Below are 26,933 nucleotides of genomic sequence, written 5' to 3' on the forward strand. Positions count from 1 at the left end.
CTGGCCGGCATGAAGGACTCCAAGGTGATCGTGGCGATCAACAAGGACGAGGAGGCGCCCATCTTCTCCGTGGCCGACTACGGCCTCGTGGCCGATCTGTTCTCGGCTGTGCCGGAGATGGTGCAGGCTTTGTAGCACCCAGCGGCGCCTTCGGGCGCCGTGGCTGCCTCAAGAGGCAGCAGAAGAAGAACAGATGCGACCGGTGCGCGGCACCGGACCGGCTGATGGCAGCAAGACATCCGCACATGGAGGAGCCCCGCATGCTGAATACCGACGCAGGCCGCAAGGTCCGTGGCCTTCTCGTGGGCGTCTGCATGGCCGCCGCGGCCTTGTCCGTGCAGGCTGCCGCGCTGGTGGTGGTGCAGGTGGCGCCGATGACGGGCGTGGCGGCATCGCTGGGCCGTGCCTATGAGGCGGGGCTGCAACTGGCGTTGGCGCAGTTCAACGCCGCGGGCGGGGCCGCCGGGAACACGCTCAGGCTGGTGTCCGGTGACGACGGCTCGCGGCCGCAGGACACGGTGAGCCTCACGCGCACCCTGGTGGCCGAGCAGCGGCCGCTGGTGCTGGCCGGCTATTTCGGCACGCGCGGCGTGAGCGATCTGGTGGCCAGCGGCCTGCTCGATCAGGAGAAGCTGCCGCTGGTGGGCTATCGCGCCACGCTGCTGAGGGGGGACGTGCCCCTGGTCTACAGCGTGCGCGCGGGTCTGGCCGATCAGGTCGACAAGATCATGCAGCACCTCTCCACGCTCGGCATCGACAAGGCCGGCGTCTTCATGGAAGAGGGCCCGCAGACCAAGGCGGTGCAGGCTCTGGTGGCGGATGCCGCCGCGCGGCGCAGGATCACGGTGGTGGCCACGGCCACCGTGCCCGCGGGCTCCGGCAAGACCGAGCCGGCGGTGACGGCGCTGCACGCGGCCGCGCCGCAGGCGATCCTGATGCTGGCGAGCGAGGCGAGCGCCGGCTTCGTCGAGGGGTACCGCGCGGCCGGCGGAGGCGCGCAGCTGTTCGCCAGCTCGGACGTCGACGTGGAGCAACTGGCGCGGCGCCTGGGCGACGAGCAGCTCGCGGGCATCTCGATTGCGCAGGTCACGCCCAGCCCGACCAGGCTCACCACGCGCCTGGTGCGTGACTTCCAGCAGGCGCTCAAGGCGTCCAAGAACCCGCTGCCCGCGAGCCACGCCATGCTCGAGGGCTACATCAACGGCCGCGTCATCGCCGAAGCGGTGAAGCGCGCCGGCGCCAACCCGACCCGCGAGAGTCTGGTCAAGGCGCTCGACGGCATGGACCGGCTGGACCTGGGCGATTACGTCATCGCCTTCCGGCCGGGCGAGCACACCGGCTCGCGCTATGTCGACCTCTCCATCGTCGCGGGCAGCGGACGGCTGCGCCAGTGACCCCTTTCCTCCTCAACGGACATCCATCGTGAGCTACACCGCCCCCCTCAAGGACATGCTGTTCGACATCGAGCACCTGGCCCGCATCGACCATATCGCCCAACTGCCCGGCTTCGAGGACGCGGGCCTGGACACCGCGCAGGCGGTGCTCGAGGAATGCGCCCGCTTCACCCAGGACGTGATCGCGCCGCTGAACCAGATCGGCGACACCCAGCCTTCGAGCTGGAAGGACGGCGCCGTCACCACCACGCCCGGCTTCAAGGACGCGTTCCGCCAGTACGCCGAGGGCGGCTGGCAAGGCCTGCAGCATCCGCTGAACTTTGGCGGCCAGGGCCTGCCCAAGACCATAGGCGCGGCCTGCGGCGAAATGCTCAACGCCGCCAACCTGAGCTTCGCGCTGTGCCCGCTGCTGTCCGACGGCGCGATCGAGGCGCTGCTGACCGCCGGCAGCGACACCCTCAAGGCCCTCTACCTCGAGAAGCTGGTGAGCGGCCGGTGGACCGGCACCATGAACCTGACCGAGCCGCAGGCCGGCAGCGACCTGTCGCTGGTGCGCACCCGCGCCGAGCCGCAGCCCGACGGCAGCTACAAGGTCTTCGGCACCAAGATCTTCATCACCTACGGCGAGCACGACATGGCGGAGAACATCGTGCACCTGGTGCTGGCGCGGGTGCAGGGCGCGCCCGAGGGCGTCAAGGGCATCAGCCTGTTCGTGGTGCCCAAGTTCCTGGTCAAGGCCGACGGCAGCCTGGGCGCGCGCAACGACGTGCAATGCGTCTCCATCGAGCACAAGATGGGCATCAAGGCCTCGCCCACGGCGGTGCTGCAGTTCGGCGATGCGGGCGGTGCGGTGGGCTACCTCGTGGGCGAGGAGAACCGCGGCCTGGAGTACATGTTCATCATGATGAACGCCGCCCGCTATGCGGTGGGCGTGCAGGGCATTGCCGTGGCCGACCGCGCCTACCAGAAGGCGGTGGCCTATGCGCGCGACCGGGTGCAGAGCCGGCCGGTGGACGGCTCGCTGCCGCACAGCGCTCCGATCATCCACCACCCCGACGTGCGCCGCATGCTGATGACCATGCGCGCCTTCACCGAGGGCTGCCGCGCCATGGCCACGGTGGCCGCCGCCGCCTACGATGCCGCGCACCACGCGCCCGATGCCGAGGCGCGGGCCCAGAACCAGGCCTTCTACGAATTCCTGGTGCCGCTGGTCAAGGGCTACAGCACCGAGATGAGTCTGGAGGTCGCCTCGCTCGGCGTGCAGGTGCATGGCGGCATGGGCTTCATCGAGGAGACCGGCGCGGCGCAGTACTACCGCGACGCCAAGATCCTGACCATCTACGAAGGTACGACGGCGATCCAGGCCAACGACCTGGTCGGCCGCAAGACCGGCCGCGACGGCGGCCGCACCGCCCGGGCCATCGCCGCGCAGGTCGAGGCCACCGAGGCCGAACTGGCGCAGCGCGGCAGCGAGGCGGCGCGCGAGGTGCTGGGCCGGCTCACCGCCGCGCGCCTGGCCTTCCTCGAGGTGGTGGACTTCGTCGTGGCCGGCGCCAGGACCGATCCGAACGCGGTCTTCGCGGGCTCGGTGCCCTACCTCATGCTGGCCGGCAACCTGGTGGCGGGCTGGCAGTTGGCGCGCTCGCTGCTGGTGGCCGAAGACTGTCTCGCGCGGGATGGCGACAGATCCTTCATGCAGGCCAAGATCACCACCGCACGCTTCTATGCGGGACACATCCTGACCCGTGTGCCGGGGCTGCGCGACAGCATCGTCGAGGGCGCCGCAAGTGTGACGGCCATGGCGCTCGACGCTTTCTGACCATTCAAAAACAATAGCTGAAAGCCCATGCAGCTTGTGGGCTGGAGCCAATTTTCACTGGAATTTCACACCATGTCCCGACTGCCCCCGCCGCTCGATCGTCTGCCACTGCCCATCATCGGCTCGCCGCTGTTCATCATCAGCAACCCCAAGCTCGTCATCGCGCAGTGCCAGGCCGGGGTCGTCGGCTCCATGCCGGCGCTCAACGCGCGCCCGGCCTCGCAGCTGGACGAGTGGCTGGCCGAGATCACCGAGACGCTCGCGGCCTGGGACAAGGCCCATCCCGACCAGCCTGCCGCGCCCTTCGCCATCAACCAGATCGTGCACAAGAGCAACGACCGGCTCGAACACGACATGGAACTGTGCGTCAAGTACAAGGTGCCGATCTACATCACCTCGCTCGGCGCGCGCGAGGACATCAACGCGGCGGCGCACAGCCATGGCGGCGTGGTGCTGCACGACATCATCAACAACCGGTTCGCGCACAAGGCGATCGAGAAGGGCGCCGACGGCCTGATCGCGGTGGCCGCGGGCGCCGGCGGCCATGCGGGCGTCAAGAGCCCGTTCGCATTGATCCAGGAAATCCGCCAGTGGTTCGACGGCCCGGTGGCGCTGTCAGGCGCGATCTCCACCGGCGGCGCGGTGCTGGCGGCGCAGGCCATGGGCGCGGACTTCGCCTACATCGGCTCGGCCTTCATCGCCACCGAGGAGGCGCGCGCCAGCGAGGCCTACAAGCAGGCCATCGTCGAGGGCGACTCCGACGACATCGTCTACAGCAACCTGTTCACCGGCGTGCATGGCAACTACCTCGCCCCGAGCATCCGCGCAGCCGGCCTCGATCCCGACAACCTGCCGGTGAGCGACCCGAGCAAGATGAGTTTCGGCGGCGACGCCAAGAAGGCCTGGAAGGACATCTGGGGCTGCGGCCAGGGCATCGGGCCGGTCCAGGCGGTGGTGCCCGCCGCCGACCTGGTGGCGCGCCTGCGCCGGGAATATGCCGAGGCGCGCAGCCGGCTGATCGTATAAAAGGCATTCGTCCACCGAAACCCCAGGGGCCCGTTCGCGGGCCTTTGCCTTGTCCGCAGCCGCCCACACCATGTCCGCTCCTGCCAACGCCCAGCGCATGCCGTTGATCGACGCGCTCAAGGCGGTGGCCTGCGTGCTCATCATCTGGCACCACCTGGCGTTCTACGGGCCTATGTCGGACGTGGCGCGGCCGCTGGCGCCGGCGCTGCTGGACTGGCTGGCCGAGTACGCCCGCATGGCGGTCCATGTGTTCCTGGTGCTCGGCGGCTTCCTGGCCGCGGCCTCGCTGGCGCCCGAGGTGCGGCCGCGCTTCGAGCGGCCCCTGGCCCAGATAACGCGCCGCTACGCGCGCCTGTCCGCGCCCTACCTGGCGGCGCTGTGCGTCAGCGTGCTGGTGGCCGCGCTGGTGCGCCCGGCGCTGCACAGCCCCGCCGTGCCCCCCGCGCCCACGCTCGGCCAGTTGCTGGCGCATGGCCTGCTGGTGCAGGACCTGGCGGGCGAGGAGGGCCTGTCGGCCGGCGTCTGGTACGTGGCGATCGACTTCCAGCTGTTCGCGCTGACGGTGCTGCTGCTGGCACTGGCCCGGCCGCTGCAGCAGCGCTGGCCGCGGCATGGCACGCGCATTGGCGCGGCGCTGGTGCTGGTGATCGCGGCGCTGTCGCTGGCCATCTTCAACCGGCATGCCGAACTCGACGACACCGCGCTGTACTTCTTCGGCTCCTACGGGCTGGGCATGCTGGCCTGGTGGGCGGGCCGCTCGCGCCACCCGCGGCACTGGATCGCCGCCATGCTGGCGCTGGGCGTGGCGGCGCTGGCGCTCGACTGGCGCGGGCGACTGGCCACGGCCCTGGTGACGGCGCTGGTGCTGGCCTGGGCGCAGCGCAGCGAGCCGCTGCGGCACTGGCAGGCGCACCCCGCACTGCTGCGGCTCGGGCGCATGTCGTACTCGGTGTTCCTGATCCACTTCCCGGTCTGCCTGCTGGTGGCCGCCTGGGTCGGCCTGCGCTGGCCGGCCGACCCGGCGGCCAATGCGCTGGGCATGCTGGCGGCCTTCCTGCTGTCGGTTGTGGCGGGCATGGCGCTGCACTACGGCGTGGAGCGGCGCGCCGCCTCGGCGCGCATGCTGGCGGGGCTGTTCGCGGCGCTGCTGGTCTGCGGCTGGCTGGTGCGCTGAGCCGCCTGCGGAGGCCTTTTCCGTTCTGAGGCATGATCGACGCCTTCCGGCGGCGCCGATCTGGCGCGCACCCGGGCTACCTGCCCCGATTTTCCTGATTCCCATGAAAACCCCCCTCCTGCGGACCGCGCTGGTGCTCGGCCTGCTGTCGGCCATCGGGCCTTTCGCGATCGACATGTACCTGCCGGCGCTGCCGTCCATCGGGCAGAGCCTGGGCGCCGATACCGGCGCGGTGCAGATGAGCCTGATGGCCTTCTTCATCTCCCTGGGGCTGGGGCAGATCGTCTACGGCCCGGTGTCCGACATGCTCGGGCGCAAGCCGCCGCTGTACTTCGGGCTGCTGGTGTTTGCCGCGGGCAGCGTGGGCTGCGCGCTGGCGGGCGACGTGCAGACGCTGATCGCCTTCCGTTTCCTGCAGGGGCTGGGCGCCTGCGCCGGCATGGTGGTGCCGCGCGCGGTGGTGCGCGACCTGCACACCGGGCATGACGCGGCGCGGCTGATGTCGCTGCTGATGCTGGTGTTCAGCGTCTCGCCCATCCTGGCGCCGCTGTGCGGCAGCCTGCTGATCGAATGGGCCGGCTGGCGCGCGGTGTTCTGGGCGGTGACGGTGGCGGCGGGGCTGGGGCTGGTGCTGCTCGGCACCAGCCTGCGCGAGACCCGGCCGGCGCACGAGCGCGTGGACAGCAGCGTGGGCAGCGCGCTGCGCGGCTATGGCCTGCTGCTGCGCGACCGGCACTTCCTCGGGCTGGTGTTCATCGGCGCCTTCGGCATCTCCAGCTTCTTCGCCTACCTGGCGAATTCGTCCTTCGTGCTGATCCAGCACTACGGCCTCACGCCGCGCATGTACAGCCTGGCCTTCTCGGTCAATGCCGTGTCCTTCATCGGCGTATCGCAGCTCACGGGGCGCCTGGGCGCGCGCTGGGGGCTGCACCGCACGGTGCGCGTGGCCGTCGCCGGCTATGCCCTCACCATGGCGCTGCTGCTGGCGCTGAACCTGCTGGGCATCGAGCACCTGGCCGTGCTGGTCGGACTGCTGTTCGTCGGCTACGGTTTCCTGGGCCTGGTGGTGCCGAGCACGGCCGTGCTGGCGCTGGAGGAGCACGGCGCCATCGCCGGCACCGCGTCGGCGCTGATGGGCACGCTGCAGTTCGTGACCGGCGCGGCGGTGATCGCCCTGGTCGGCCTGTTCGTGGACGGCACGGCGCGGCCCATGCTCGCCGGCATCGCCGGCTGCGCGCTGGTGGCCGCGCTGCTGACGCGGCTCACGCTGCACGGCCGCGCCGACGCACTTCACGCGCCGGCCGGGGCGCACACGCCGTAGTCCGGCCTGTAGCAGGCGGAATATGGATGGAAAAGGCCTGTAACCCAGGATCTATCTGGGCTATTTGCTATTAAAAAGAGAGCGATTGGCAGGTGCCGGCCATGGCGTGGGCGGCGGAACGCCGCAGACCGGCTCGACATCGACACTCTTGAAGTCGGCCGGCGAGACGATCTCCAGATACTCCATGTCCGGCGAATAGTCGAACAGGTAGTGCCTTATGCCCGGACGCTGGTGCACCACGTCGCCGGCTTCCACCAGGGTGACCTAGTCCTCGTACATGAAGCGCGCCCAGCCCTTGAGCATGTAGACGATCTGAAAGTCTGCCTCGTGCCGGTGCCAGCCGGTGCCCGCCTCGGGCGGCAGGTTGGCCTTCACCAGGTGGGCAATGACCTTGCCGTGGGTGGCCTTGGCGATGCCCAGGTCACGGTAGAGGAAGAAGTCGCGCAGGCCCCCCGAGACGAACTCGGTATCACCTGGCTTCACGTGGGAGAACTCGGTCGCGGTGGTGTGTGGCATAGGACGCTCCTGTGCAATTCCCGGGAAGGTGCAACACGCATAAACCGTTCCCGCCGCGCAGGCCTGCAGGATTCTCTGTGAATACTGTATATTTAAACAGTATCAAGTGCCACGCTCCCATGGACCCCGTCTTCATCCCCCTGCACGCCCTGAAAGGCCGGGGCAGTGCCACGCGTATCGCGCACCGCTTCGAGTCGAGCGCGCGCGACGCCTATGACGACGGCTGGGGCACGCTGGAAGAGGAGCAGGCCGGGGACGCCGCGCCGCCGGCCACCGAAGTGCGCTTCGAGGACGTGAAAAGCGCCATCAGCCGCAACGACTCGCCCGACATTCCCTTCGACGCCTCGCTCAACCCCTACCGGGGCTGCGAGCATGGCTGCATCTACTGCTTCGCGCGGCCCACGCACAGCTACCTCAACCTGTCGCCGGGGCTGGACTTCGAGACCAAGATCATCGCCAAGCGCAACCTGGCCGAGGTGCTGCGGCAGGAGATCTCGCGGCCCGCCTACCGGCCCAGCCACATCGCCGTCGGTACCGCCACCGACTGCTACCAGCCGGTCGAGCGCGAGCTGCGGCTCACGCGCGCCGCGCTGGAGGTGCTGCACGAGGCGCGCCACCCGTTCGGGCTGGTCACCAAGTCCAGCGCGGTCGAGGCCGACCTCGACCTGCTCGCCGCCGCGGCGGCCGACGGGCGCGCGGCGGTCTACGTCACCATCACCACGCTCGATGCCAGGCTCGCGCGCATTCTTGAGCCGCGCGCGGCGGCACCGCAGCGCCGGCTGCGCACCATCCGCACGCTGGCCGAGTCCGGCATCCCGGTGGGGGTCAGCGTGGCGCCGCAGATTCCGTTCATCACCGAGGACCTGGAGCAGGTGCTGGCCGCGGCGTTTGAGGCCGGCGCGCGCAGCGCCTTCTACACCGTGGTGCGCCTGCCGTGGGAGGTGGCGCCGCTGTTCCGCGAATGGTTGGAGTTGCACTACCCGGATCGCGCGGCGCGCGTGATGGCGCGCATCCAGGACATGCGCGGCGGCAAGGACTATGACGCCGACTTCGCCACCCGCATGAAGGGCAGCGGCCTGTGGGCCGACCTGATCCGCCAGCGCTTCGAGAAGGCGACGCAGCGCCTGGGCTTCAGCCGCCAGCGCATATCGCTCGACCACTCGGCCTTCCGGCCGCCCGGGCGCAATGGGCAGGGCAGCTTGTTCTAGTGCCGCGTCGCGCTAGGCCTCGATCGGGCAGTTGAGCCGCTCCAGCGTGGCGTCGACCCAGGCCGCGTCATAGGTGCCGCCTGCGATGTCGGCAATCATCCTGGCCTCCACCACCTGCTTGTGCTGCGCCGCCGCCAGCAGCGCCTGCGCGTCGTCATGGGGCACGCACAGCAGGCCATCGTCGTCGCCGATGATGAGGTCGCCCGGTTCGACCACCATGCCGTCGATGGCGATGGGAACGTTGATCTCCCCGGGGCCATCCTTGTACGGGCCGCGGTGCGTCACGCCGGCGGCAAACACCGGGAAGCTGCCGCCGCGGATCGCGCCGGCGTCGCGGATCGCGCCGTTGATGACGATGCCGCCCAGGCCGCGCTTGATGGCGTCGCCGACCATGATCTCGCCGATGAGTGCATTGGTGAGGTCGCCGCCGGCATCGACCACGATCACGTCGCCGGTTTGCGCCAGTTGCAGCGCCTTGTGGATCATGAGGTTGTCGCCTGGGCGGGTCTTGATGGTCAGCGCCGGGCCGGCCATGGCACCGCCGCCATGCATGGGGCGCAGGCGCGCGCCGCCGGCGCTCATGCGCGACATGCAGTCGCTGACGTTGGCCACCGGCACGCCGAGGAAGCGCTGCGCCAGCGCAAGGTCGACGGCGCGGCGCCGCTTGAGTATCCGAAGTCCGATCATGGGAAGAGCCTGGAAGCAGTGGTGAAGGATGTGCTCAATCGAGCTTGATGCCCGATTCACGGATGACCGGCGCCAGGCGGGCGCTGTCTTCCGCATAGAGGCGGGCCATGTCTTGCGGCGAGCCGCCCAGCACGTCGGCGCCGCTGGCGATGATCTTCTCGCGCACGTCGGGCATCAGCAGCAGCCTGTTGACCTCGGCATTGAGCCGCTGCACCGTGTCGGGCGGCGTGCCGGCCGGAGCCATGAGCCCCCAGACGCTGGCCAGTTCGACGCCGCGGAAGCCGGACTCTGCATAAGTGGGCACGTTCGGCAGCACCGGCGAGCGCTGGGGCGTGGTCACCCCCAGCGCGCGCACCTTGCCGCCCTGGATATGGCTCTGCAGCGTGGGGATGGAGCCCATGTACATGTCGACCTGCCCGCCGATCAGGTCGGGCAGTGACTGGGCAATGCCGCGGTAGGGCACGTGCGTGAAGCGGATGCCTGCACTCTTCTGCCACATCTCGATCACAAGGTGCGTCACCGTGCCGGTGCCGGGCGATGCGAAGGTGAGCTGGCCGGGCTTGGCCCTGGCCGCGGCGACCACGTCGGCCAGGGTCCTGAAGGGCGAATCCGCCCGCACCACCAGAACTGCGGGACCGCGTGCTACCAGTCCCACGGGCATCAGATCCTTTGCCGGGTCATAGGACAGCTTGCCGTAGAGCAGCGGATTGAGCACGACGTTGTCGGTTTGCGCCATCACCAGGGTGTAGCCGTCCGGCTGGGCCTTGGCCGTGCTGTCGAGCGCAAGGTTACCGCCGGCGCCGGGCTTGTTGTCGACCACCACGGTCCATTTCAGCGTCTCGGTCAGCTTGGTGGCGATCAGGCGGGTCAGGTTGTCGGTGCCGCCGCCGGGCGGGAAGGGCACCATGATCTTCACCGCGCGCGCGGGATAGCCCTGCGCGAAAGCGGTGCCGCCGGCGGCGAGCATGCATGTCGTGACGAACAGTCGTCTGGCAAGATTCACATCAGTCTCCTGGAACGGGTGGGGTGTGGGGCAATCCGCACGGGGGCGGAAATCGGTATGCGCGGGCCACCCGCGGCCCGGGGCGGGTTGTCAGGCCTTGTCCGGTGCGGCCAGCCAGGCCAGCGCGGCGGCGGTGTTGCCGCCATCGAAGGCACGCGCGGACAGCATGGCCACGGTCTTCTCGAAGCGCTGCTGCACGCCCGGCAGCACCACTGGTTCGACGCCGGTCAGGCGCATCTGGCGCTGGGCCTCGATCACCTCGTTCAGGCGCCGCGGCGCGTGGGCTATGTGCGTGCGCACCATGGACTCCATGGTCTCGCGCAGGCAGCCCTCGTCGATGTCCGACAGCACGGCGTGCAACTCCTGGCGGAGACCCTTGCTCTCTGCGGTCAAGAGGCATTCCACGGCCAGCGCTTCCATGCCCTTGGTGAAGATGCTGCGCAACAGCTTGAGCGAGACGGCGTCACCCGCGCGGCTGCCGACGACGCGCACCGGCGCGCCGCAGGCGGCCAACACCTGGGCGGCTTGCGTCGCGCCGTCGCCCGCGCAGAGCAGGGGCGTGCGCGCGCCGCTCAGGTTGACCGCACCGGTGATCGCCACGTCGGCAAAGCGCTGGCCCCGCGCATGGGCCAGTGCCTCGGCCTCACGCATGTCGGCCGGGTCCGCCGTGCTCATGTCGACATAGAGCGCGCCGCTGCGCAGGTGTGGCAGCGCGGCCCGCATCACCTCCAATGCCAGGGTGCCGAAGACGGCGCTGATCACCAGTTCAGCGTCGTCCAGCCACGGGCCGGGCGCCGGGTGGATGGCCAGGCCATGCACCTGCGCGAAGGTTTGCAGGGCCGCCGCTGGCTGCGGATCGCAGATGCCCGAGAGCGTGTGCCCGGCGTCGGCCAGAGCTTGCGCGTAGCACAGGCCGACCACGCCGCCACCAAGAATTGCTGTCTTCATGAAATACAAAAAAAGTACATTTTTGCGTTGGATTTGTATTTGATTCGGAAGTAATGGCCGAATCATCCGTGGTTACCCCTATTTTGTATTTTTAATGTACTGATTGCGCGGGCCGGCGGAAAGGGCCTCATTCCGCGGCGTCGTCGGGGGCGGCCGGGCTAACAGTGTTGACGCGCTGCATCTCGAAGCGCATGAAGGACACGCTCAGGTGGTAGGCCATGGCCTGCTCGGCATAGGCGCGATCTCGGCGCTTGATGGCCTGTGTGACCTGGCGGTGGTGCTCCACGCTGTTGAGCATGTCCTCTTCGCTGTAGAAGTAGAACGAGCCGATCATGATCGGTGTGTCGATGAAGTTCTGCAGCATGGCCTTGAGTCGGCCGGAGTGCGCCGCCTCCACCAGCAGGTGGTGGAAGCGGTTGTTCGCGGACTGTATGCGTTCCACGCGGTCGCTGCGCCGCGACTTCACATGGGCCAGCATCTCGTCGTTCAGGCGGTCGAGCGCCTCGATCTGCTCGGGTGTGGCGCGCTCGGCAGCCAGCCCCGCGGCGTGCGGCTCCAGCAGGCGGCGCAGCTCGAACACCTCGGCCACGTCCCACTGCGTCCAGCCCGCCACGATCGCGCCGCGCGCGGCGGCCTGCAGCAGGCCGTCATCGGTCAGCCGCTGCAGCGCCGCACGCACGGGGGTGCGGCTGACCTGCATTTCTTCGGCGATATGCTCTTCGCGCAGGCGCGCGCCGGGCGGGTAGACGCCGGACATGATGCGCCGGCGCAGTTCGGCATAGAGGGAATCGGTGATCTTGGGCATGGCAGGCGTCCGCGGCTGGGGGTGCCGCGCTGCCCGCCATTCTGACAACCCCCGCCCGGGCTCAGTGCAGCATCAGCGCGCCAGCCGCCTTGCTCTTGCCCGCGCGGGCCGGCGGGTTGCACAGGCCGCAGACGTAGTGGCGGGCGTTCTCGTAGGGCTCGGTGACGAAGCGGCCGCCGCACTGCGAGCAGGCGGTGGTCTGCAGCATGCTGGCGTCGACGAACTTGAGCAGGCGCCAGGCGCGCGTGAAGGACAGCAGGGGCTCGATCTCGGCGGCGGCCACCTGCTCGCTGTAGAGGCGGTAGGCCTTGGTCAGGGCATCGACCGGCTCCAGTGCGGCGCCCTTGCACAGGTACTCGTGGATGTTGAGGAACAGCGAGGAGTGGATGTTCTCCTGCCAGGTCAGGAACCAGTCGGTGGAGAAGGGCAGCTGGCCCTTGGAGGGCGACTTGCCGGCGATCTCCTTGTAGAGGCGGATCAGCCGCTCGTAGGACAGCGTGGTCTCGGACTCCAGCACCTGCATGCGCGCGCCCATGTGGATGAGCATGGCGGCGCGCTCGATCTGGCGCGATTCGTTGAGGACGCTCTTGGGGGCTGCTGCGGTCATGGTGATTCCTGCGAGAAAAAGAGAAGCGGGAGAGGCAATGTGGTGCTGCTACAGCACTTCGCTTACGCGCCCCGCCATCAGGATGTTGGCGTGCAGGCGGTTGGTGGCTTCGTTGCCGACTTTCTTGGGCGTGCCGTGGTTGGTCAGCAGGCTCCAGACCATGTCGTCGTCCACGCGGAAGCGGCACAGCAGGGTGTTGCCGGACGCGAGCTTGAGCACCTGCGCGGACGAGAGCGAGGCCAGCAGTTCGGCCGATTCCTCGTTGATGCCGAGCCGGAAGACGGCGGCGGCCTTGTCCTGGCGGATCAGGTTCTGCGCCAGCATCAGGTAGGTGAGGTTCGCTTCGCGGATCTCGGCCAGCAGTTGCTCGGTGTTCATGCTCATTCCTTTCGACGGGACCGGGGTTGCAAGCAGGTTGCTGCATGTCCGATCCGTTGAAATGGATTGTGAAAGCACCCCAATCGGAAATTAAGTCAGGCAAGCGTCATCCGCGCTGTCTGGTTTCGGGTGTGGCTTGTAGGAATTTCCCTTACGTCCGGTTAGGCATCGGCACCCGCGCTGCGTCGAGAGCGCCTGCTGAAAAAACGGGCGCCTTGTACCGGAAAGCAGGGCGGCAATGCGCCCGCTCCGCCCGGTGCCTGCTCCGCATCTATGGCGCGTCAGTGCGCGCCGCACCGGTCTCCACCGGCCGCGACGGGTCGCTGCACCATTCGCTCCAACTGCCCGCATAGAGCGTGCCCGGGCCGTAGCCGGCCAGTTCCATGGCCAGCAGGTTGGGCACGGCACTGACGCCGCTGCCGCACTGGTGCACGACGCTCGCCGGCGCGCGGCCGCCCAGCAGCGCGTCGAATTCCTGCCGCAGCTGCGCCGGGGGTTTGAAGCGGCCGTCGGTGCTGAAGTTCTCGGTGAAGGGACGGTTGCGCGCGCCGGGAATGTGGCCGGCCACCGGGTCCAGCGGCTCGACCTCGCCGCGAAAGCGCGGGGCGCCGCGGGCATCGACCACGGTCTGCGTCGGCTGGCCCAGATGCGCCTGCACGTCGGCGGCACCGACCAGCCGGCGCAGCGGCGCGTGCAGCATGAAGCTGGTCTGGAAGTGGCTGGGCTCTTCCTCGTGGTCGGTGGCATCGGGGGCGGTGCCGCGCGTGGGGCCGCCCGCGGCCTGCCAGGCCTGCAGGCCGCCGTCGAGCACCGCCACCGCGTCGTGGCCGGCCCACTTGAGCATCCACCACAGGCGCCCGCAGTAGTTCATGCCGTTGCGGTCGTAGACCACGGCCTGCATGTCGTTGGCGAAGCCGACGGAGGAGAGCCAGATGGCGAACTTCTCGCGGCTGGGCAGCGGGTGCCTCCCACCGGAGGCCGGGCGGTCGGCCTCGCGTGCCACCACGGTGCCATGCGCGCCCGGCACGCCGTGCGGCGCGCTCAGCGCCTGGTCCAGGCTGGCGTAGACCGCGCCCGGGATATGGCGCTCACGGTACTGCTGTTCGCCAGCCTCGGGCCGTTGCAGGTCGAAGCTGCAGTCGAAGACCATGTGGCGACGGCCGGAGGCGCGCAGCGCCTGTAACTCGGTGACGGAGATCAGGAGGTTGAAGGTGGTGCTCATGGCGATCTTCTACCACGATGCGCCCGGTTGCAGCCTGCCGCCCCCTGTCGGGAACCCCGCGGAGCCGGCCTTGCCGGGCCGCGGGTGTTGCCGCCGGAAGAGGTTGGCGCAGACACGAAGTGCGAAGCCTTGGGGGCGAGCCTCTTCAGTGTTCTTCCCCTGGCGTTTGCGGCGCAGTGCGCTGGCGCAGCGCCGTGGCGGCGATGCCGCTGGCGATGATCAGCGCCATGCCGGCCCAGCCCAGCAGCGGGATGTGGTCGCCGAACAGCAGGATGCTGTAGACCGCGCCGAACACGATGCCCGAGTACTGCAGGTTGGCCACCACCAGCGTGCCGCGCTGGCTGCCCGCGGTGGCGTAGGCGCGTGTCATGCAGAGCTGCCCGAGCGCAGCCAGCAGGCCGATCGGCGGCAGCCACAGCGCGGTCGGCCAGACCAGCGGCGACAGGCCCTCGGCGGCGCTGGCGATGCCGCCCGCCACCGCCGAGCCCAGGGCAAAGTAGAAGACGGTGCGTGTCTCGGGCTCGCCCATTCTGGACAGGGCCATCACCTGCATGTAGGCAAAGGCGGCGGTGAGGCCGGAGAACAGGCCGATCATGCCCGCGAACATCTCGCGCGGGTCCAGCGTGGGCCGCAGCATCATGACCACGCCGGCGAAGCCGGCGAGCACCGTCAGCACCAGGGCGCCCTGCAGCGGCGGACCTTCGCGCCCGCGCCCGGGACGCCAGGCGATCAGGGTGCCGCCGACCAGGAAGGCCGCGATCCAGACGCTGCTCATGTAGTTGAGCGTCATGGCCGTGGCCAGCGGCAGGTGGGCGATCGCATAGAACCACGAACCCAGCGAGACCACGCCCACCAGGCTGCGCCAGGCATGCATGCCCGGGTAGCGCGTGGCCAGGCCGATGCCGCGCGAATGCGCCATGGCCCACAGCAGCAGCATGCCGATCAGCCCGCGGTAGAAAACCAGTTCGGACGAGTTGAAGTGGACAGAGGCCATCTTCACGCAGACGCCCATGCTGGCGAAGAAGAAGGCGGCGAGCAGCATCCAGCCCGCGCGCAGGTTGCGGAGGTTCAAGTTCTTTGCGTCAAAAGTGACTCAAGCCCAGGCACGGCCTGGGCTTCAAGCTATCAAAATGATAGTTTGTCACGCCCCATCGCATCGCGGTACCACTCGTGGAAGTGCTGCATGCCGTCTTCCATCGGGCTCTGGTAGGGGCCGCGCTCGTCGTCGCCGCGCTTGAGCAGTGCGAGGCGTCCGGCGTCCATGCGCTCGGCGATCTCGTCGTCCTCGATGCAGGTCTCCATGTAGGCGGCCTGCTGCGCCTCGACGAAGTCGCGCTCGAAGGCGGCGATCTCCTCGGGGTAGAAGAACTCGACCATGTTCAGCGTTTTGGTCGGGCTGACCGGGTGCAGCGTGGAGACGGTCAGCACGTGCGGATACCACTCGAGCATGATGTGCGGGTAGTAGGTGAGCCAGATCGCGCCGTTCTTGGGCAGCTCGCCGTTGCGGTAGGCCAGCAACTGCTCCTGCCAGCGCTGGTAGACCGGGCTGCCGGCCTTGCCCAGGCGGTTGGCCACGCCCACGGTCTGCACCGAATACTCCTTGCCGAACTCCCAGCGCAGGTCCTCGCAGGTCACGAACTGGCCCAGCCCGGGGTGGAACGGCCCGACGTGGTAGTCCTCCAGGTAGACCTCGATGAAGGTCTTCCAGTTGTAGTTGCACTCGTGCAGTTCGACCCGGTCGCGCACGAAGCCGCTGAAGTCCAGGTCCGCGCGGGGGCCCAGGCGCGCCAGGTCGGCCGCCACGTCGCGGCGGTGGCCCGGCGGGGCTTCGAACAGCAGGCCGTTCCATTCCTGCAGCGGGTAGTTGCGCAGGTTCAGGCAGGGGTCTTCGGCGAAGTGCGGCGCGCCCAGCAACTGGCCGTGGGCGTCGTAGGTCCAGCGGTGCAGCGGGCAGACGATGTTGCCCCCGGCATGGCCCGGCGCCGTGCCGTGCAGCGAGCCGCGGCCCTTGAGCATCACCGCCTGGCGATGCCGGCAGACGTTGGAGATCAGCTCCACGCCGCCCTCGGCCGTGCGCACCAGCGCGCGGCCCTCGCCCTCCTGCGGCAGCGCGTAGTAGTCGCCCTTCTCGGGCACGGAAAGCTGGTGCCCCACATAGCGGGGCCCTTGCTGGAAGAGCGTTTCTCGTTCGCGCTGGAACAGCGCCTCGTCGAAGTAGCTGGAAACTGGTAGTTGGCTCGCGGCCTGCTGCAGTCGAAGACTTAAATCAGACATGGGTGACCTGACCTAAAGACTCCCCACAGGGAGAAACAAGGGATGCGCCGGGGCGCCAGGGGGTGGGAAAAGCGAAGCCGGCGGTGCCGGCGGTGGGAGGAAGGCCCGATTGTACCCGCCGGCCCCTCCCGGCGCCGCTCCGGGCCCGTGCGGTGTGGAGCCCGCCTAGAATGGAAGGTTTCCCACGACGGCACGTACCCGCCCCCTCATGCCCAAGGCGCCCGTATCTTCTCCCGAACCGACTCTGCCGGCCACCTACGAGGCCGCGCTCGAAGAGCTCGAGCAACTGGTGTCCCGCCTGGATGCGGGCCAGTTGCCGCTGGACCAGTTGCTGGCCGGCTACCAGCGCGGGGCCGCGCTGCTGCAGTTCTGCCGCGACCGGCTGCAGGCGGTGGAGGCCCAGATCAAGGTGCTGGACGAGGGCGTGCTCAAGCCGTGGACGCCGCAATGAACAGGGACGATTTCCAGCGCTGGAGCGGCGCCGGCCTGGCTCGCGTCGAGGCGGCGCTGGAGCGCTGGGTGGCGCCCGATGCGCCGGCCTCGCTCGGCGAGGCCATGCGCTATTCGGTGCTCGACGGCGGCAAGCGCCTGCGCCCGCTGCTGGTGCTGGCCGGCCGCGAGGCGGTCGCGCCCTTCGACCACGGCGTTCCAGGTGCGGGCAGCGAGGCCCTGTGCGCCGGCCTGGACGACGCGGCGCTGCGCGCGGCCTGCGCGGTGGAGTTGATCCACGCCTACTCGCTGGTGCACGACGACATGCCCTGCATGGACAACGACGTGCTGCGCCGCGGCAAGCCCACGGTGCACGTGCGCTTTGGCGAGGCCGGCGCGCTGCTGGCGGGCGACGCGCTGCAGGCCCTGGCCTTCGAACTGCTGGTGCCCGAGGGCGCGCCCGTGCCGGCCGCGGTGCAGGCCACGCTGTGTCGGCGCCTGGCCCGCGCCGCCGGCCATGCCGGCATGGCCGGCGGCCAGGCGATCGACCTGGCCAGCGTGGGCCTGGCGCTGACCGAAGAGCAGTTGCGCCGCATGCACCGGCTCAAGACCGGCGCGCTGCTGGAGGCCAGTGTGATGATGGGCGCGAGCTGCGGCGCCGCGCCGGCCGCCGCGCTGGCCGCGCTGCAGCGCTACGGCGCCGCGCTGGGCCTGGCCTTCCAGGTGGTGGACGACATCCTCGACGTCACCGCCGATTCGGCCACGCTGGGCAAGACCGCGGGCAAGGATGCGGCGCAGGACAAGCCCACCTACGTCTCGCTGCTGGGTCTGGAGCGCTCGCGTGCCCATGCGCGCGCGCTGCGCGACGAGGCGCTGCAGGCGCTGGCCGCCAGCGGGCTGGAGCGCACCGCCGCACTCGGCGCCCTGGCCCACATGGTGATCGACCGCTCTTGTTGACATCCGCCCGTGCCCCTGGTGCAGTGGAAACTGCAAATATGCATGAAAATGCCATGTAGCCCAGGTATTTCCTGGGCTTATAGCTATTGAATAGATAGCAGGAGATCGTATGTCCCACGCTGAATTCCCCGAGCGCCTGCTGCCGGATGGCGCGGCGCGCGCGCCGCTGTTGCACGGCATCGACGGTCCGCACGACCTGCGCCGGCTGTCGCGCGAGCAGTTGAAGCCGCTGGCCGACGAACTGCGCGCCTTCCTGCTCGACAGCGTGTCGCGCACCGGCGGCCACCTCAGTTCCAACCTGGGCACGGTGGAACTGACCATTGCGCTGCACTACGTCTTCAACACGCCCTATGACCGCCTGGTGTGGGACGTGGGCCACCAGACCTACCCGCACAAGATCCTGACCGGGCGGCGCGATCGCATGGGCTCGCTGCGCCAGCTCGGCGGCATCTCCGGCTTTCCGCAGCGCGCCGAGAGCGAGTACGACACCTTCGGCACCGCGCATTCGTCCACCAGCATCTCGGCCGCGCTGGGCATGGCCATGGCGGCGCGGCAGAAGGGCGAGGACCGCCATGCGGTGGCCATCATCGGCGACGGCGCCATGAGCGCGGGCATGGCCTTCGAGGCGCTCAACAACGCCGGCGTGCTCGACGGCCGGCTGCTGGTGGTGCTCAACGACAACGACATGTCGATCAGCCCGCCGGTCGGCGCGCTCAACCGCTACCTGGCGCAGCTCATGAGCGGGCGCTTCTACTCCGCCGCCAAGAACGTCGGCAAGAGCGTGCTCAAGGCCGCGCCGCCGCTGCTCGAACTGGCGCGCCGCTTCGAGCAGCATGCCAAGGGCATGGTGGTGCCGGCCACGCTGTTCGAGCAGTTCGGCTTCAACTACGTCGGCCCGATCGACGGCCACGACCTGGACTCGCTCATCCCCACGCTCGAGAACCTGAAGAAGCTCGACGGCCCGCAGTTCCTGCACGTGGTCACCAGGAAGGGCCAGGGCTACAAGCTGGCCGAGGCCGATCCGGTGGCCTACCACGGGCCGGGCAAGTTCGACCCGTCGGTGGGCCTGGTCAAGCCCGCCTCCGCGCCCAAGCCCACCTTCACGCAGGTGTTCGGCCAGTGGCTGTGCGACATGGCCGAGCGGGACACGCGCCTGGTCGGCATCACGCCGGCCATGCGCGAGGGCTCGGGCCTGGTGGAGTTCGAGAAGCGCTTCCCCGGCCGCTACTACGACGTCGGCATCGCCGAGCAGCATGCCGTCACCTTTGCCGCCGGCCTGGCCTGCGAGGGCCTCAAGCCCGTGGTGGCGATCTACTCCACCTTCCTGCAGCGTGGCTACGACCAACTGGTGCACGACGTGGCGCTGCAGAACCTGCCGGTGGTGTTCGCGCTCGACCGCGCCGGCCTGGTCGGCGCCGACGGCGCCACGCATGCGGGCGCCTACGACATCGCCTTCCTGCGCTGCATTCCGCGCATGAGCATCGCCTGCCCGGCCGACGAGCGCGAATGCCGCCAACTGCTCAGCACCGCCTACGGCCAGGACCACCCGGTGGCCGTGCGCTACCCGCGCGGCGCCGGCGCCGGCGTGGCGCCGCTGCCCGGCCTCGACGCCCTGCCGTTTGGCCAGGCCGAGGTGCGGCGCGAAGGCGCCGGCGGCATCGCCATCCTGGCGTTCGGCACGCTGCTGTACCCGGCGCTGGAGGCAGCCGAAAAGCTCGACGCCACGGTGCTCAACATGCGCTGGGCCAAGCCGCTGGACACCGCCGCGCTGCTGCGCGCGGCCGCCAGCCACCGCGCGCTGGTCACGGTGGAGGAGGGCTGCCTCATGGGCGGGGCCGGCAGTGCCGTGGCCGAGGCCCTGCACGCCGCCGGGGTCGACAAGCCGCTGCTCTCGCTCGGCCTGCCCGACAAGTTCATCGAGCATGGCGACCCGGCCAAGCTGCTGGCCCTGCAGGGGCTGGATGCGGCCGGCATCGAGGCGTCGGTCCGGCAGCGCTTCGGAGACTGAGAAGGCGCCGACGCTGAAGCTTGCAGATTGCTGAACACCGCGCCCAGCGCGCGGGAAAACCCGAAAGCTGGCGCGGAAAGCCCATTCCTAGAATGGCCGCGACCGTGGCACAGGAGCGTCGCTGGCGGCGGCCCGGGTCTCTTCCCTTCAGCAAAAACGGAGTCTCAGCAATGGATCGTCGTTCCATCATCAAGCACGCGGGCATCGCCGGCGTCCTGGCCGCCGGCGCTGCGCCCGCAGCCCATGCGCAGGCCGCATCGGTGCGCTGGCGCCTGGCATCGAGCTTCCCCAAGTCGCTCGACACCATCTACGGCGGCGCCGAGGTCTTCGCCAAGAAGGTCGGCGAGCTGACCGGCGGCAAGTTCCAGATCAGCGTGCATGCTGCGGGCGAATTGATGCCGGCCTTCGGCGTGGTCGATGGCGTGCAGCAGGGCTCGATCGAGGCCGCCCACACCGCGGGCTATTACTTCTTCGGCAAGAACGAGGCCTTTGCCATCGGCGCGGCCATCCCGTTCGGCATGAACTCGCGGCAGCTGTCGGCCTGGATGTTCGAGGGCAATGGCCTGAAGCTCACGCGCGAGTTCTATGCCAAGTACAGCGCCGTCAACTTCCCCTGCGGCAACACCGGCGCGCAGATGGGCGGCTGGTTCCGCAAGGAGATCAAGACGCCGGAAGACATCAAGGGCCTGAAGTTCCGCATCGGCGGCTTTGCCGGCCGCGTGATCGAGCGCATGGGCGGCGTGCCGCAGAACATCCCCGGCGGCGAGATCTACCAGGCGCTGGAGAAGGGCACCATCGACGCGGCCGAGTGGATCGGCCCCTACGACGACCAGAAGCTCGGCTTCAACAAGGTCGCGCCCTATTACTACTACCCCGGCTGGTGGGAAGGCGCGCTGCAGCTCGACCTGCTGGTCAACCAGAAGGCCTACGACGCGCTCTCGCCCGAGTACAAGGCTGCCGTGGAAGCCGCCAGCGCCTTCGCCCACGTCGACATGCAGGCCAAGTACGACGCGCGCAATCCGACCGCGCTAAAGCAGCTGGTCGGCGCCAAGACCAAGGTCGTCGCCTTCCCCAAGCCGGTGCTTGACGCCTCCTTCAAGGCCGCGATGGAGGTCTACAAGGACCTGGACGCGAAGAACGCCGACTGGAAGAAGATCTACGACGACTACCGCGCCTTCCAGAAGGACCAGCTGATCTGGGCGCGCTTTGCCGAAGCCCGGTTCGACAGCTACATGCAGGGCGTGCAGCTTTAAGCACACTCAGATGCCCAAAGAAAAACCGCGCTTTGCGCGGTTTTTCTTTGCCCCGGGGCCTTTGCGCAGACATCCGCGGGACCGGCTTTGCGGGGCCGCTGGATGTGCCCCCCGCAAGGGGGTTGGCGTAGCGACACGCAGTGCGCGAAGCCTGGCGGTGTGATCAGCCGCCTCTCCGGAAGACCTCCAGCTCACGCTTGAGCCTTGCAAACTCCGCCAGCATCTCCGGCGAGGCCGCGTAGAACACCTGGAACTTACCCGTGAGCGTGCGCGCATACAGGCGCGGCGCCACCAGCCAGTCCAGGCCGGGCACGCGGATCAGCTTGCAGAAGGCCAGCTCGCGCAGCGGCAGCGCCTTGTCCCAGATCCAGCGCTGGCGCAGGCCCTCGGCATCGAGCCGGGTGCGGCTGGTCTGGATGTGCCACCAGGTCCAGAACATCATCGCCAGGCCGGCGGCGACCCAGGCCAGGCCGCTGCCGGTCTCCATCGCGCCGCTGGACCACAGCCGCAACACCCAGGCGGCGCATCCGCCCACGATCAGCGTGGCAAAGGTGCGAAAGAGCGGCGAGAAGGCGGGCGACTCCAGTCCCGCGCGCGAGGGCGTGAAGCGAAAGGGCGGCGGCCCCAGGGCGTCCATGAGGGCAGCGGGATCGGTCATGGCATGCCCCCTTACTTGAACATCTGCTCGACGCGCTTCTGCTCCTCTTCGGGCGACTCGGCATGCTCCTGCTGCGTGTCGTCCGCGGGCATCTCGATCTTGACCTTGTCGAGGTCGATCACCTCCGCCTTGTCCAGGAACATGGTGACCGTCTGCGGCACGAAGATGACGATGGCCACCAGCAGCAGCTGCATCGCCACCCAGGGGATGGCGCCCATGTAGATGTCGCTGGACTTGATCGCCACGGGAATGCGCTTTTCCTTGAACAGCGTGTCGGCAATGCCGCGCAGATAGAACAGCGCGAAGCCGAAGGGCGGGTGCATGAAGCTGGTCTGCATGTTCACGCACAGCAGCACGCCGAACCACACCAGGTCGATGCCCATCTTGTCGGCCACCGGGCCGAGCATGGGCAGGATGATGAAGGCGATCTCGAAGAAGTCGAGGAAGAACGCCAGGAAGAAGATGAAGATGTTGACCGCGATCAGGAAGCCCACCTGGCCGCCGGGCAGGCCCGAGAGCATGTGCTCCACCCACTTGGCGCCGTCCACGCCCTGGAACACCATGGAGAACACGCGCGCGCCGATCAGGATGAAGACCACCATGGCCGTCAGGCGCATGGTGCCCACCATGGCTTCCCAGATCAGCGGCCGCGTCAGCCGCTTGTGCATGGCCGCCAGGATCAGAGCGCCGACCACGCCCATGGCGCCGGCCTCGGTCGGCGTGGCGATGGCCGTGTTGATGCCGGGCAGGCCGCCCATCGAGCCCAGCACCGCGAAGATCAGGATGGCCGAGGGAATGATGCCGCGCAGGCACTTGGCCCACAGCGCCCAGCCGTGCAGCGTGCGCGCTTCCTTGGGCACGCCGGGCACGTGGTGAGGCTTGAAGATGCCCAGCATGAAGGTGTAGCCCGCGAAGATCAGCACCTGCAGGATGGACGGACCCCATGCGCCCTTGTACATGTCGCCCACCGAGCGGCCGAGCTGGTCGGCCATGACGATCAGCACCAGCGAGGGCGGCACCAGTTGCGTGATGGTGCCCGAGGCCGCCAGCACGCCGGTGGCGTAGCGCATGTTGTAGCCGTAGCGGATCATCACCGGCAGCGAGATCAGCGCCATGGCGATCACCTGGCCGGCCACCGTGCCGGTGATGGCGCCGAGGATGAAGCCGACGATGATCACCGAGTAGCCCAGCCCGCCCCTGGCCGGCCCGAACAGCTGGCCCATGGAGTCGAGCATGTCCTCGGCCAGGCCGCACTTCTCGAGGATGGCGCCCATGAAGGTGAAGAAGGGGATGGCCAGCAGCAGCTCGTTGGACAGGATGCCGAACATGTTGAGCGGCAGGTTGGCCATGAAGCCGGCCGGGAACCAGCCCATCTCGATCGCGAAGAAGCCCGAGGCCAGCCCCAGCGCGGCCAGCGAGAAGGCCACGGGGAAGCCGATCAGCATGATCAGCACCAGCCCCGCGAACATGATCGAGGCGAAGTTTTCCATCTGCATGGTGGAGTCCTGAGAGAAGTCTGAGAAGGCGTCGGGCAGTGCAGGGGGAGGCTTACTGCACAGGCTTCTCGTAGTGCGTGTCCATCTGGTAGCGGCCCGTGAGGTAGGCCACGCGCTTGATGATCTCGGCCACCCCTTGCAGCACCATCAGCCCGAAGCCCAGCGGCAGCAGCAGCATGGCCGGCCAGCGGATCAGGCCGCCGGCATTGCTGGAGCGCTCGGCGGTCTCCAGCATGCGCACGAACAGCGGCCAGCTGAGCCAGGCCAGCAGCGCCATCACGGGCAGCAGGAACAGCAGCAGGCCCAGCAGGTCGACGTAGACCTTGCCGTTGCCCTTGAGCCGGCCGTAGAGGATGTCCACCCGCACGTGCTCGTTGAGCTGCAGCACCAGCGGCGCGCCGAGCATCACGGTGGCCGCGAACAGGTACCACTGGATCTCGAGCCAGCCGTTGGAGCTGATGTCCAGCCCATAGCGCACGAAGGCGTTGCCGGCGGAGATGAGGGCCGCGGCCAGCACCGTCCAGGCGGCGATCGTGCCGAGCTTGCGGGTGAACCAGTCCACGGCCAGGGCGAATTTGAGCAGCACGTTCATGGGCAGCGCCTTTCAGGTCTACGGGGAGTGTGGCGCAGGGCGGGGGCCTTGCTGCGCAACCCGCGAATGCTAGCGGCGGCCGGCCGCGCGGCGCTGAAGAAAGGCTGACGCGCTGCGGCGGGGTTTTCCCCTATGGAAGACGCGCGGCGCGCTCAGGACTTGCGCCGTGTGCCCAGCATGTACTGCTCGGCCGCGCCGTCGTTGACCGAGCCCCACCTCAACTCGGCGTAGGGCCCGACGAACTCGGCGGCCTCCAGCGTGCCTTTCTCCAGGGCCGGATCCACGCCGGCGGCGGGCAGCTACTGCGGTATGCCGGTGTCGAACGCCAGCGCGGCACCCGCCGCCCCCGCCGCGCCGCTGCCGTCCCGGCAGAGCCGACGAGCCGGCCCAGCACCAGTTCGCGCCGCTGCTGCACGGGCATTCGGTCAGTTCTTTCGAGGCCTTCTTGATCTACCCCGGGCCTGACGGTGCGTCGGTGCACGCGCAGCACGAGGGGCAGGAAATGATCTACGTGCTGGCCGGCACCATCGAGGTGCGCTTTGCCGACCGTAGCGAGCGCTTGACGGCCGGCGACTGCATCCACTTCCCCGGCTATCTGACGCACAGCCTGTCGCGCATCGGCAGGGCACAGGCGCGGGCGCTGCTGGTGCTGTCGGCGCGCTGAATCGCCGCATTCTCATGCCGCCCCATGGGCAAGTCCGGTGGCAGCGCACCGTGCCCCGGTGCTATCTTGCGGATTTATTGCGGCGCTGCGGCCGCCTTTGCCATGGCTCTCGGTATCTGCTTCATTTCCCTTGCTCCTTTCCGACGGGTGGCCCGATGAGGCTGCTCCTGGTCGAGGACGACGTGATGGTCGCCAGCGGCATCAAGCTCGGGCTCTCTGGCGCCGGCTATGCGGTCGACTGGGTCGGCAGCGCAGAGCGCGCCGAAGAGGTGCTGCGCGGCGAGCGTTTCGACGTCGCCATCATCGACATCGGCCTGCCCAGCACGGACGGCCTGGAGCTGACCCGGCACCTGCGTCAGCAGGGCCTGGCGCTGCCGATCCTGATCCTCACCGCGCGCGATGCGCTGCAGGACCGGGTGCAGGGCCTGGACCTGGGCGCGGACGACTACATAGTCAAGCCCTTCGAGTTGCCCGATCTGCTGGCCCGCCTGCGCGCGTTGCTGCGCCGCTCGCAGGCCGCCAATACCGCGGTGCTGTGCTTCGGGCCGCTGGAGCTGGACACCGCCCACCGGCGCGCCAGCGTGCACGGCCAGCCGCTGGAGCTGGGCCCGCGCGAGTGGACCGTGCTGGAGTACCTGCTGCTGCACGCGCCCAAGCCCACCAGCAAGGACAAGCTGCTGCAGGCGCTGACCGGCTGGGACAAGGAGATCACCGTCAACGCGGTCGAGGTCTACATCTCCCGCCTGCGCGGCAAGCTCGAACCGCACGGCGTGGCGCTGCGCGCGATCCGGGGGTTTGGCTATCGGCTGGAGCAGCGAGAGGTCGCATGACACACCCCCAGGCTGCGCGCTTCGCGTCTGCGCCTTCCCTCTTGCGGGGGACACATCCTGCGGCCCGGCAAAGCTGGCTCCGCGGATGTCTGCGCATGGCCTGCTTCGCGGCCTTCGGAGCTCTCTTCGTCTCACGTGTTGTGGGTGGCGCGTGAGCGCTCTGGGCAGCTGACATGCGCGGCATGCGCGTGACGGCCGGGCTGCAGCGCCGGCTGCTGGTGCTGCTGCTGATCCCGCTGCTGCTGGCGGCGGTGTTCAGCGCCTGGATCGACTACCGCTCGGCCGACAGCGCCGCGCTGCGCCAGGATGCGCAACTGCTGCGCATGGTGCCGATGCTGGCCGATTCGATCATCGTCGCCGACGACAAGGGCGCGCTGCCGCTGGTGCTGCTGGCCCCGCCGGTGGAGGAGTTCCTGAAGGAGCGCCCGGGCCTGTCCGCCTACAGCGTGGCCGACCTCGACGGCCGGGTGCTGCACGGCGACCCCTGGCTGGAAGTGCCCGCGCCCGGCACCGGCGAGCCCGAGTTCCACAGCCGCGAGCAGGACGGCGTGCGCTACCGCATCGTCGCGCAGCGCGTGAGCACCTCGGCCGGCGACTTCGTCATGCAACTGGCAGACGGCTCCGACCCGCGGCAGAACTGGGCGCGCGGCGTGCTGCTGCGGGTGCTGCTGCCCAACCTGGTGCTGCTGGCGGTGACGACCGTGGCCATGAACATCGCGGTGCGCCATGCGCTGCGCCCGCTGATCGCGCTCAAGGAGGCGGTGGAGCGCCGCTCGCCGCGCGACCTGAGCCCGCTGGACCTGCGGTCCTCGCCCGAGGAGGTGCGGCCTCTGGTGCAATCGCTCAACCGCCTGTTCGACATGGTCAACGCGCAGACCGAGAGCCAGCGCCGCTTCATTGCCGACGCCGCGCACCAGTTGCGCACCCCGCTGGCGGGCCTGCAGGCCCAGGTGGAAGCCTGGGCGCAGGCCGCCGGTCGCACGCAGCCGGCCCAGCTTCCTGAAGAAAAAGCGCCTGTAGCCCGGAAGGATACTGGGCTTGGTGCTATTAATTTAGGAGCTTCAGACGTCTACAAGCTGCGCGACGCCACGCGCCGCACCTCGCAACTGGCGCATCAGTTGCTGGCCCTGTCGCGCGCCGACGCCCATGCGCTGCACGGCCAGGCGCCCGAGCCGGTGGACCTCAAGGCCCTGTGCGAGGCCATGATCGAGATCCACTTCGACGCCGCCGTGGCCAAGCGCATCGACCTGGGGCTGGACGCGCAGCCGCTGCGCGTCATGGGGCACGAATGGCTGCTGCGCGAACTGCTGTGCAACCTGGTCGACAACGCGGTCAAGTACGTGCCCGCGGGCGGCACCGTCACCATCCGCTGCCGCGCCACCCGCGACGAGGCCGGCGCGCCCGCCGCCGTGCTGGAAGTGGACGACGACGGCCCGGGCATCGCCCCGCACGAGCGGGTGCGCGTGCTCGAGCGCTTCTACCGGGTGCAGGGCACGCAGGGCGAAGGCACCGGCCTGGGCCTGGCCATCTCCGAGGAGATCGCGCGCCTGCATGGCAGCCGGCTGGTGCTGTCCGTGGGCAGCGCCGGGCGCGGGCTGCGCGCCAGCGTGCTGCTGCCGGTGGCGCATTTCGCTGCCGGCGCGCCGGGCTTGGCGGATTAGCCT

The 26,933-nt window shown here is 69.1% G+C and carries 26 protein-coding genes and 2 pseudogenes; 14 read left to right on the plus strand and 14 right to left on the minus strand.

The window, feature by feature from the left end:
* The 6 genes and pseudogenes from JHD63_RS09100 to JHD63_RS09125 form a co-directional block, all read left to right on the plus strand.
* A pseudogene (locus JHD63_RS09100) lies at positions 1 to 135 on the plus strand (electron transfer flavoprotein subunit alpha/FixB family protein); the annotation flags it as partial.
* A gap of 125 nt (positions 136 to 260) precedes the next feature.
* Positions 261 to 1,394 (plus strand): ABC transporter substrate-binding protein, encoded by a 1,134-nt coding sequence (locus JHD63_RS09105; RefSeq protein WP_198970434.1) that lies wholly within the window; start codon positions 261 to 263, stop codon positions 1,392 to 1,394.
* 28 nt (positions 1,395 to 1,422) lie between these two features.
* A complete protein-coding gene (locus JHD63_RS09110) occupies positions 1,423 to 3,213 on the plus strand; it encodes an acyl-CoA dehydrogenase (RefSeq protein WP_198970435.1) in 1,791 nt (596 codons plus the stop codon).
* A 72-nt stretch (positions 3,214 to 3,285) separates the two neighbouring features.
* Complete coding sequence (locus JHD63_RS09115; protein ID WP_198970436.1) at positions 3,286 to 4,239, plus strand: NAD(P)H-dependent flavin oxidoreductase; 954 nt, start codon at positions 3,286 to 3,288, stop codon at positions 4,237 to 4,239.
* 70 nt (positions 4,240 to 4,309) lie between these two features.
* Positions 4,310 to 5,413, plus strand: coding sequence for an acyltransferase family protein (locus JHD63_RS09120; protein ID WP_233167840.1), 1,104 nt, complete (start codon positions 4,310 to 4,312; stop codon positions 5,411 to 5,413).
* A gap of 103 nt (positions 5,414 to 5,516) precedes the next feature.
* Positions 5,517 to 6,734 carry a multidrug effflux MFS transporter gene (locus tag JHD63_RS09125; RefSeq protein WP_198970437.1) on the plus strand — a complete coding sequence of 406 codons (1,218 nt, stop codon included), beginning with the start codon at positions 5,517 to 5,519 and terminating at the stop codon, positions 6,732 to 6,734.
* A 60-nt stretch (positions 6,735 to 6,794) separates the two neighbouring features.
* Here the strand turns inward: JHD63_RS09125 and JHD63_RS09130 are convergent.
* Positions 6,795 to 7,250 (minus strand): annotated as a pseudogene (locus tag JHD63_RS09130) (cupin domain-containing protein).
* 119 nt (positions 7,251 to 7,369) lie between these two features.
* Between JHD63_RS09130 and JHD63_RS09135 the strand changes: the two are divergent.
* Positions 7,370 to 8,458 (plus strand): PA0069 family radical SAM protein, encoded by a 1,089-nt coding sequence (locus tag JHD63_RS09135; RefSeq protein WP_198970438.1) that lies wholly within the window; start codon positions 7,370 to 7,372, stop codon positions 8,456 to 8,458.
* A 12-nt stretch (positions 8,459 to 8,470) separates the two neighbouring features.
* Here the strand turns inward: JHD63_RS09135 and JHD63_RS09140 are convergent, their stop codons facing one another.
* The 9 genes from JHD63_RS09140 to JHD63_RS09180 all read right to left on the minus strand — a co-directional run bounded on the left by JHD63_RS09140 (position 8,471) and on the right by JHD63_RS09180 (position 16,382).
* Complete coding sequence (locus JHD63_RS09140) at positions 8,471 to 9,145, minus strand: RraA family protein (protein WP_198970439.1); 675 nt, start codon at positions 9,143 to 9,145, stop codon at positions 8,471 to 8,473.
* 34 nt (positions 9,146 to 9,179) lie between these two features.
* Entirely contained in the window at positions 9,180 to 10,148 is a 969-nt protein-coding gene (locus JHD63_RS09145; RefSeq protein WP_370590441.1) for a Bug family tripartite tricarboxylate transporter substrate binding protein, read from the minus strand.
* Between the two features lie 90 nt (positions 10,149 to 10,238).
* Positions 10,239 to 11,096 (minus strand): NAD(P)-binding domain-containing protein, encoded by an 858-nt coding sequence (locus tag JHD63_RS09150; protein ID WP_198970440.1) that lies wholly within the window; start codon positions 11,094 to 11,096, stop codon positions 10,239 to 10,241.
* Between the two features lie 127 nt (positions 11,097 to 11,223).
* Positions 11,224 to 11,901 (minus strand): GntR family transcriptional regulator, encoded by a 678-nt coding sequence (locus JHD63_RS09155; protein ID WP_198970441.1) that lies wholly within the window; start codon positions 11,899 to 11,901, stop codon positions 11,224 to 11,226.
* Positions 11,902 to 11,962: 61 nt separating this feature from the next.
* The gene (gene flhC, locus JHD63_RS09160; protein WP_198970442.1) at positions 11,963 to 12,508 is read right to left on the minus strand and encodes a flagellar transcriptional regulator FlhC; all 546 of its coding nucleotides are present in this window, start codon (positions 12,506 to 12,508) and stop codon (positions 11,963 to 11,965) included.
* 48 nt (positions 12,509 to 12,556) lie between these two features.
* Positions 12,557 to 12,886 (minus strand): flagellar transcriptional regulator FlhD, encoded by a 330-nt coding sequence (gene flhD, locus JHD63_RS09165; RefSeq protein ID WP_198970443.1) that lies wholly within the window; start codon positions 12,884 to 12,886, stop codon positions 12,557 to 12,559.
* A 271-nt stretch (positions 12,887 to 13,157) separates the two neighbouring features.
* On the minus strand, positions 13,158 to 14,108 hold the full coding sequence (locus tag JHD63_RS09170; protein ID WP_198970444.1) for a sulfurtransferase: 951 nt from the start codon (positions 14,106 to 14,108) through the stop codon (positions 13,158 to 13,160).
* 145 nt (positions 14,109 to 14,253) lie between these two features.
* The gene (locus tag JHD63_RS09175; protein WP_198970468.1) at positions 14,254 to 15,150 is read right to left on the minus strand and encodes a DMT family transporter; all 897 of its coding nucleotides are present in this window, start codon (positions 15,148 to 15,150) and stop codon (positions 14,254 to 14,256) included.
* A gap of 83 nt (positions 15,151 to 15,233) precedes the next feature.
* Positions 15,234 to 16,382, minus strand: a complete 1,149-nt coding sequence (locus JHD63_RS09180) for an aromatic ring-hydroxylating oxygenase subunit alpha (RefSeq protein ID WP_198970445.1) — start codon at positions 16,380 to 16,382, stop codon at positions 15,234 to 15,236.
* Positions 16,383 to 16,590: 208 nt separating this feature from the next.
* On the opposite strand from JHD63_RS09180, the gene xseB reads away from it, so the two are divergent.
* The 4 genes from xseB (at position 16,591) to JHD63_RS09200 (ending at position 21,029) form a co-directional block, all read left to right on the plus strand.
* Positions 16,591 to 16,833 (plus strand): exodeoxyribonuclease VII small subunit, encoded by a 243-nt coding sequence (xseB, locus tag JHD63_RS09185; RefSeq protein ID WP_198970446.1) that lies wholly within the window; start codon positions 16,591 to 16,593, stop codon positions 16,831 to 16,833.
* A complete protein-coding gene (locus JHD63_RS09190; RefSeq protein WP_198970447.1) occupies positions 16,830 to 17,768 on the plus strand; it encodes a polyprenyl synthetase family protein in 939 nt (312 codons plus the stop codon). Before xseB ends, JHD63_RS09190 begins: the two co-directional genes overlap by 4 nt.
* Before the next feature lie 109 nt (positions 17,769 to 17,877).
* Positions 17,878 to 19,776 (plus strand): 1-deoxy-D-xylulose-5-phosphate synthase, encoded by a 1,899-nt coding sequence (gene dxs / locus JHD63_RS09195; protein ID WP_198970448.1) that lies wholly within the window; start codon positions 17,878 to 17,880, stop codon positions 19,774 to 19,776.
* 170 nt (positions 19,777 to 19,946) lie between these two features.
* Positions 19,947 to 21,029, plus strand: coding sequence for a TRAP transporter substrate-binding protein (locus tag JHD63_RS09200; protein WP_198970449.1), 1,083 nt, complete (start codon positions 19,947 to 19,949; stop codon positions 21,027 to 21,029).
* A gap of 163 nt (positions 21,030 to 21,192) precedes the next feature.
* Here JHD63_RS09200 and JHD63_RS09205 read toward each other — a convergent pair whose 3' ends face one another.
* From JHD63_RS09205 to JHD63_RS24555, 4 genes are all read right to left on the minus strand, one after another.
* A complete protein-coding gene (locus tag JHD63_RS09205; RefSeq protein ID WP_233167842.1) occupies positions 21,193 to 21,687 on the minus strand; it encodes a hypothetical protein in 495 nt (164 codons plus the stop codon).
* 11 nt (positions 21,688 to 21,698) lie between these two features.
* Positions 21,699 to 23,183 carry a TRAP transporter large permease gene (locus tag JHD63_RS09210; protein WP_198970450.1) on the minus strand — a complete coding sequence of 495 codons (1,485 nt, stop codon included), beginning with the start codon at positions 23,181 to 23,183 and terminating at the stop codon, positions 21,699 to 21,701.
* Positions 23,184 to 23,235: 52 nt separating this feature from the next.
* The gene (locus JHD63_RS09215; protein WP_198970451.1) at positions 23,236 to 23,775 is read right to left on the minus strand and encodes a TRAP transporter small permease subunit; all 540 of its coding nucleotides are present in this window, start codon (positions 23,773 to 23,775) and stop codon (positions 23,236 to 23,238) included.
* Between the two features lie 152 nt (positions 23,776 to 23,927).
* Positions 23,928 to 24,059: a hypothetical protein gene (locus tag JHD63_RS24555; RefSeq protein WP_255519262.1), complete on the minus strand. Its 132-nt coding sequence runs from the start codon at positions 24,057 to 24,059 to the stop codon at positions 23,928 to 23,930.
* A 161-nt stretch (positions 24,060 to 24,220) separates the two neighbouring features.
* Between JHD63_RS24555 and JHD63_RS09220 the strand changes: the two genes are divergently transcribed.
* The 3 genes from JHD63_RS09220 to JHD63_RS09230 all read left to right on the plus strand — a co-directional run bounded on the left by JHD63_RS09220 (position 24,221) and on the right by JHD63_RS09230 (position 26,930).
* Positions 24,221 to 24,439, plus strand: a complete 219-nt coding sequence (locus JHD63_RS09220; RefSeq protein WP_198970452.1) for a cupin domain-containing protein — start codon at positions 24,221 to 24,223, stop codon at positions 24,437 to 24,439.
* Between the two features lie 155 nt (positions 24,440 to 24,594).
* A complete protein-coding gene (locus JHD63_RS09225) occupies positions 24,595 to 25,269 on the plus strand; it encodes a response regulator (protein ID WP_198970453.1) in 675 nt (224 codons plus the stop codon).
* Positions 25,270 to 25,457: 188 nt separating this feature from the next.
* Positions 25,458 to 26,930, plus strand: coding sequence for a sensor histidine kinase (locus JHD63_RS09230; protein ID WP_198970470.1), 1,473 nt, complete (start codon positions 25,458 to 25,460; stop codon positions 26,928 to 26,930).
* The last annotated feature ends 3 nt before the right edge of the window (positions 26,931 to 26,933 follow it).

It is taken from the genome of Xylophilus sp. ASV27 (assembly GCF_016428875.1).
Lineage (GTDB): Bacteria > Pseudomonadota > Gammaproteobacteria > Burkholderiales > Burkholderiaceae_C > Xylophilus.

Bases quoted from the DNA above. Each gene is read 5' to 3' on its own strand.
- JHD63_RS09105 (WP_198970434.1), top strand. From the start codon at position 261: ATGCTGAATACCGACGCAGGCCGCAAGGTCCGTGGCCTTCTCGTGGGC.
- JHD63_RS09115 (WP_198970436.1), top strand. From the start codon at position 3,286: ATGTCCCGACTGCCCCCGCCGCTCGATCGTCTGCCACTGCCCATCATC.
- JHD63_RS09120 (WP_233167840.1), top strand. From the start codon at position 4,310: ATGTCCGCTCCTGCCAACGCCCAGCGCATGCCGTTGATCGACGCGCTC.
- JHD63_RS09125 (WP_198970437.1), top strand. From the start codon at position 5,517: ATGAAAACCCCCCTCCTGCGGACCGCGCTGGTGCTCGGCCTGCTGTCG.
- JHD63_RS09135 (WP_198970438.1), top strand. From the start codon at position 7,370: ATGGACCCCGTCTTCATCCCCCTGCACGCCCTGAAAGGCCGGGGCAGT.
- JHD63_RS09140 (WP_198970439.1), bottom strand. From the start codon at position 9,145: ATGATCGGACTTCGGATACTCAAGCGGCGCCGCGCCGTCGACCTTGCG.
- JHD63_RS09150 (WP_198970440.1), bottom strand. From the start codon at position 11,096: ATGAAGACAGCAATTCTTGGTGGCGGCGTGGTCGGCCTGTGCTACGCG.
- JHD63_RS09155 (WP_198970441.1), bottom strand. From the start codon at position 11,901: ATGCCCAAGATCACCGATTCCCTCTATGCCGAACTGCGCCGGCGCATC.
- flhC (WP_198970442.1), bottom strand. From the start codon at position 12,508: ATGACCGCAGCAGCCCCCAAGAGCGTCCTCAACGAATCGCGCCAGATC.
- flhD (WP_198970443.1), bottom strand. From the start codon at position 12,886: ATGAACACCGAGCAACTGCTGGCCGAGATCCGCGAAGCGAACCTCACC.
- JHD63_RS09170 (WP_198970444.1), bottom strand. From the start codon at position 14,108: ATGAGCACCACCTTCAACCTCCTGATCTCCGTCACCGAGTTACAGGCG.
- JHD63_RS09175 (WP_198970468.1), bottom strand. From the start codon at position 15,150: ATGCTGCTCGCCGCCTTCTTCTTCGCCAGCATGGGCGTCTGCGTGAAG.
- JHD63_RS09180 (WP_198970445.1), bottom strand. From the start codon at position 16,382: ATGTCTGATTTAAGTCTTCGACTGCAGCAGGCCGCGAGCCAACTACCA.
- xseB (WP_198970446.1), top strand. From the start codon at position 16,591: ATGCCCAAGGCGCCCGTATCTTCTCCCGAACCGACTCTGCCGGCCACC.
- JHD63_RS09190 (WP_198970447.1), top strand. From the start codon at position 16,830: ATGAACAGGGACGATTTCCAGCGCTGGAGCGGCGCCGGCCTGGCTCGC.
- dxs (WP_198970448.1), top strand. From the start codon at position 17,878: ATGTCCCACGCTGAATTCCCCGAGCGCCTGCTGCCGGATGGCGCGGCG.
- JHD63_RS09200 (WP_198970449.1), top strand. From the start codon at position 19,947: ATGGATCGTCGTTCCATCATCAAGCACGCGGGCATCGCCGGCGTCCTG.
- JHD63_RS09205 (WP_233167842.1), bottom strand. From the start codon at position 21,687: ATGACCGATCCCGCTGCCCTCATGGACGCCCTGGGGCCGCCGCCCTTT.
- JHD63_RS09210 (WP_198970450.1), bottom strand. From the start codon at position 23,183: ATGCAGATGGAAAACTTCGCCTCGATCATGTTCGCGGGGCTGGTGCTG.
- JHD63_RS09215 (WP_198970451.1), bottom strand. From the start codon at position 23,775: ATGAACGTGCTGCTCAAATTCGCCCTGGCCGTGGACTGGTTCACCCGC.
- JHD63_RS09225 (WP_198970453.1), top strand. From the start codon at position 24,595: ATGAGGCTGCTCCTGGTCGAGGACGACGTGATGGTCGCCAGCGGCATC.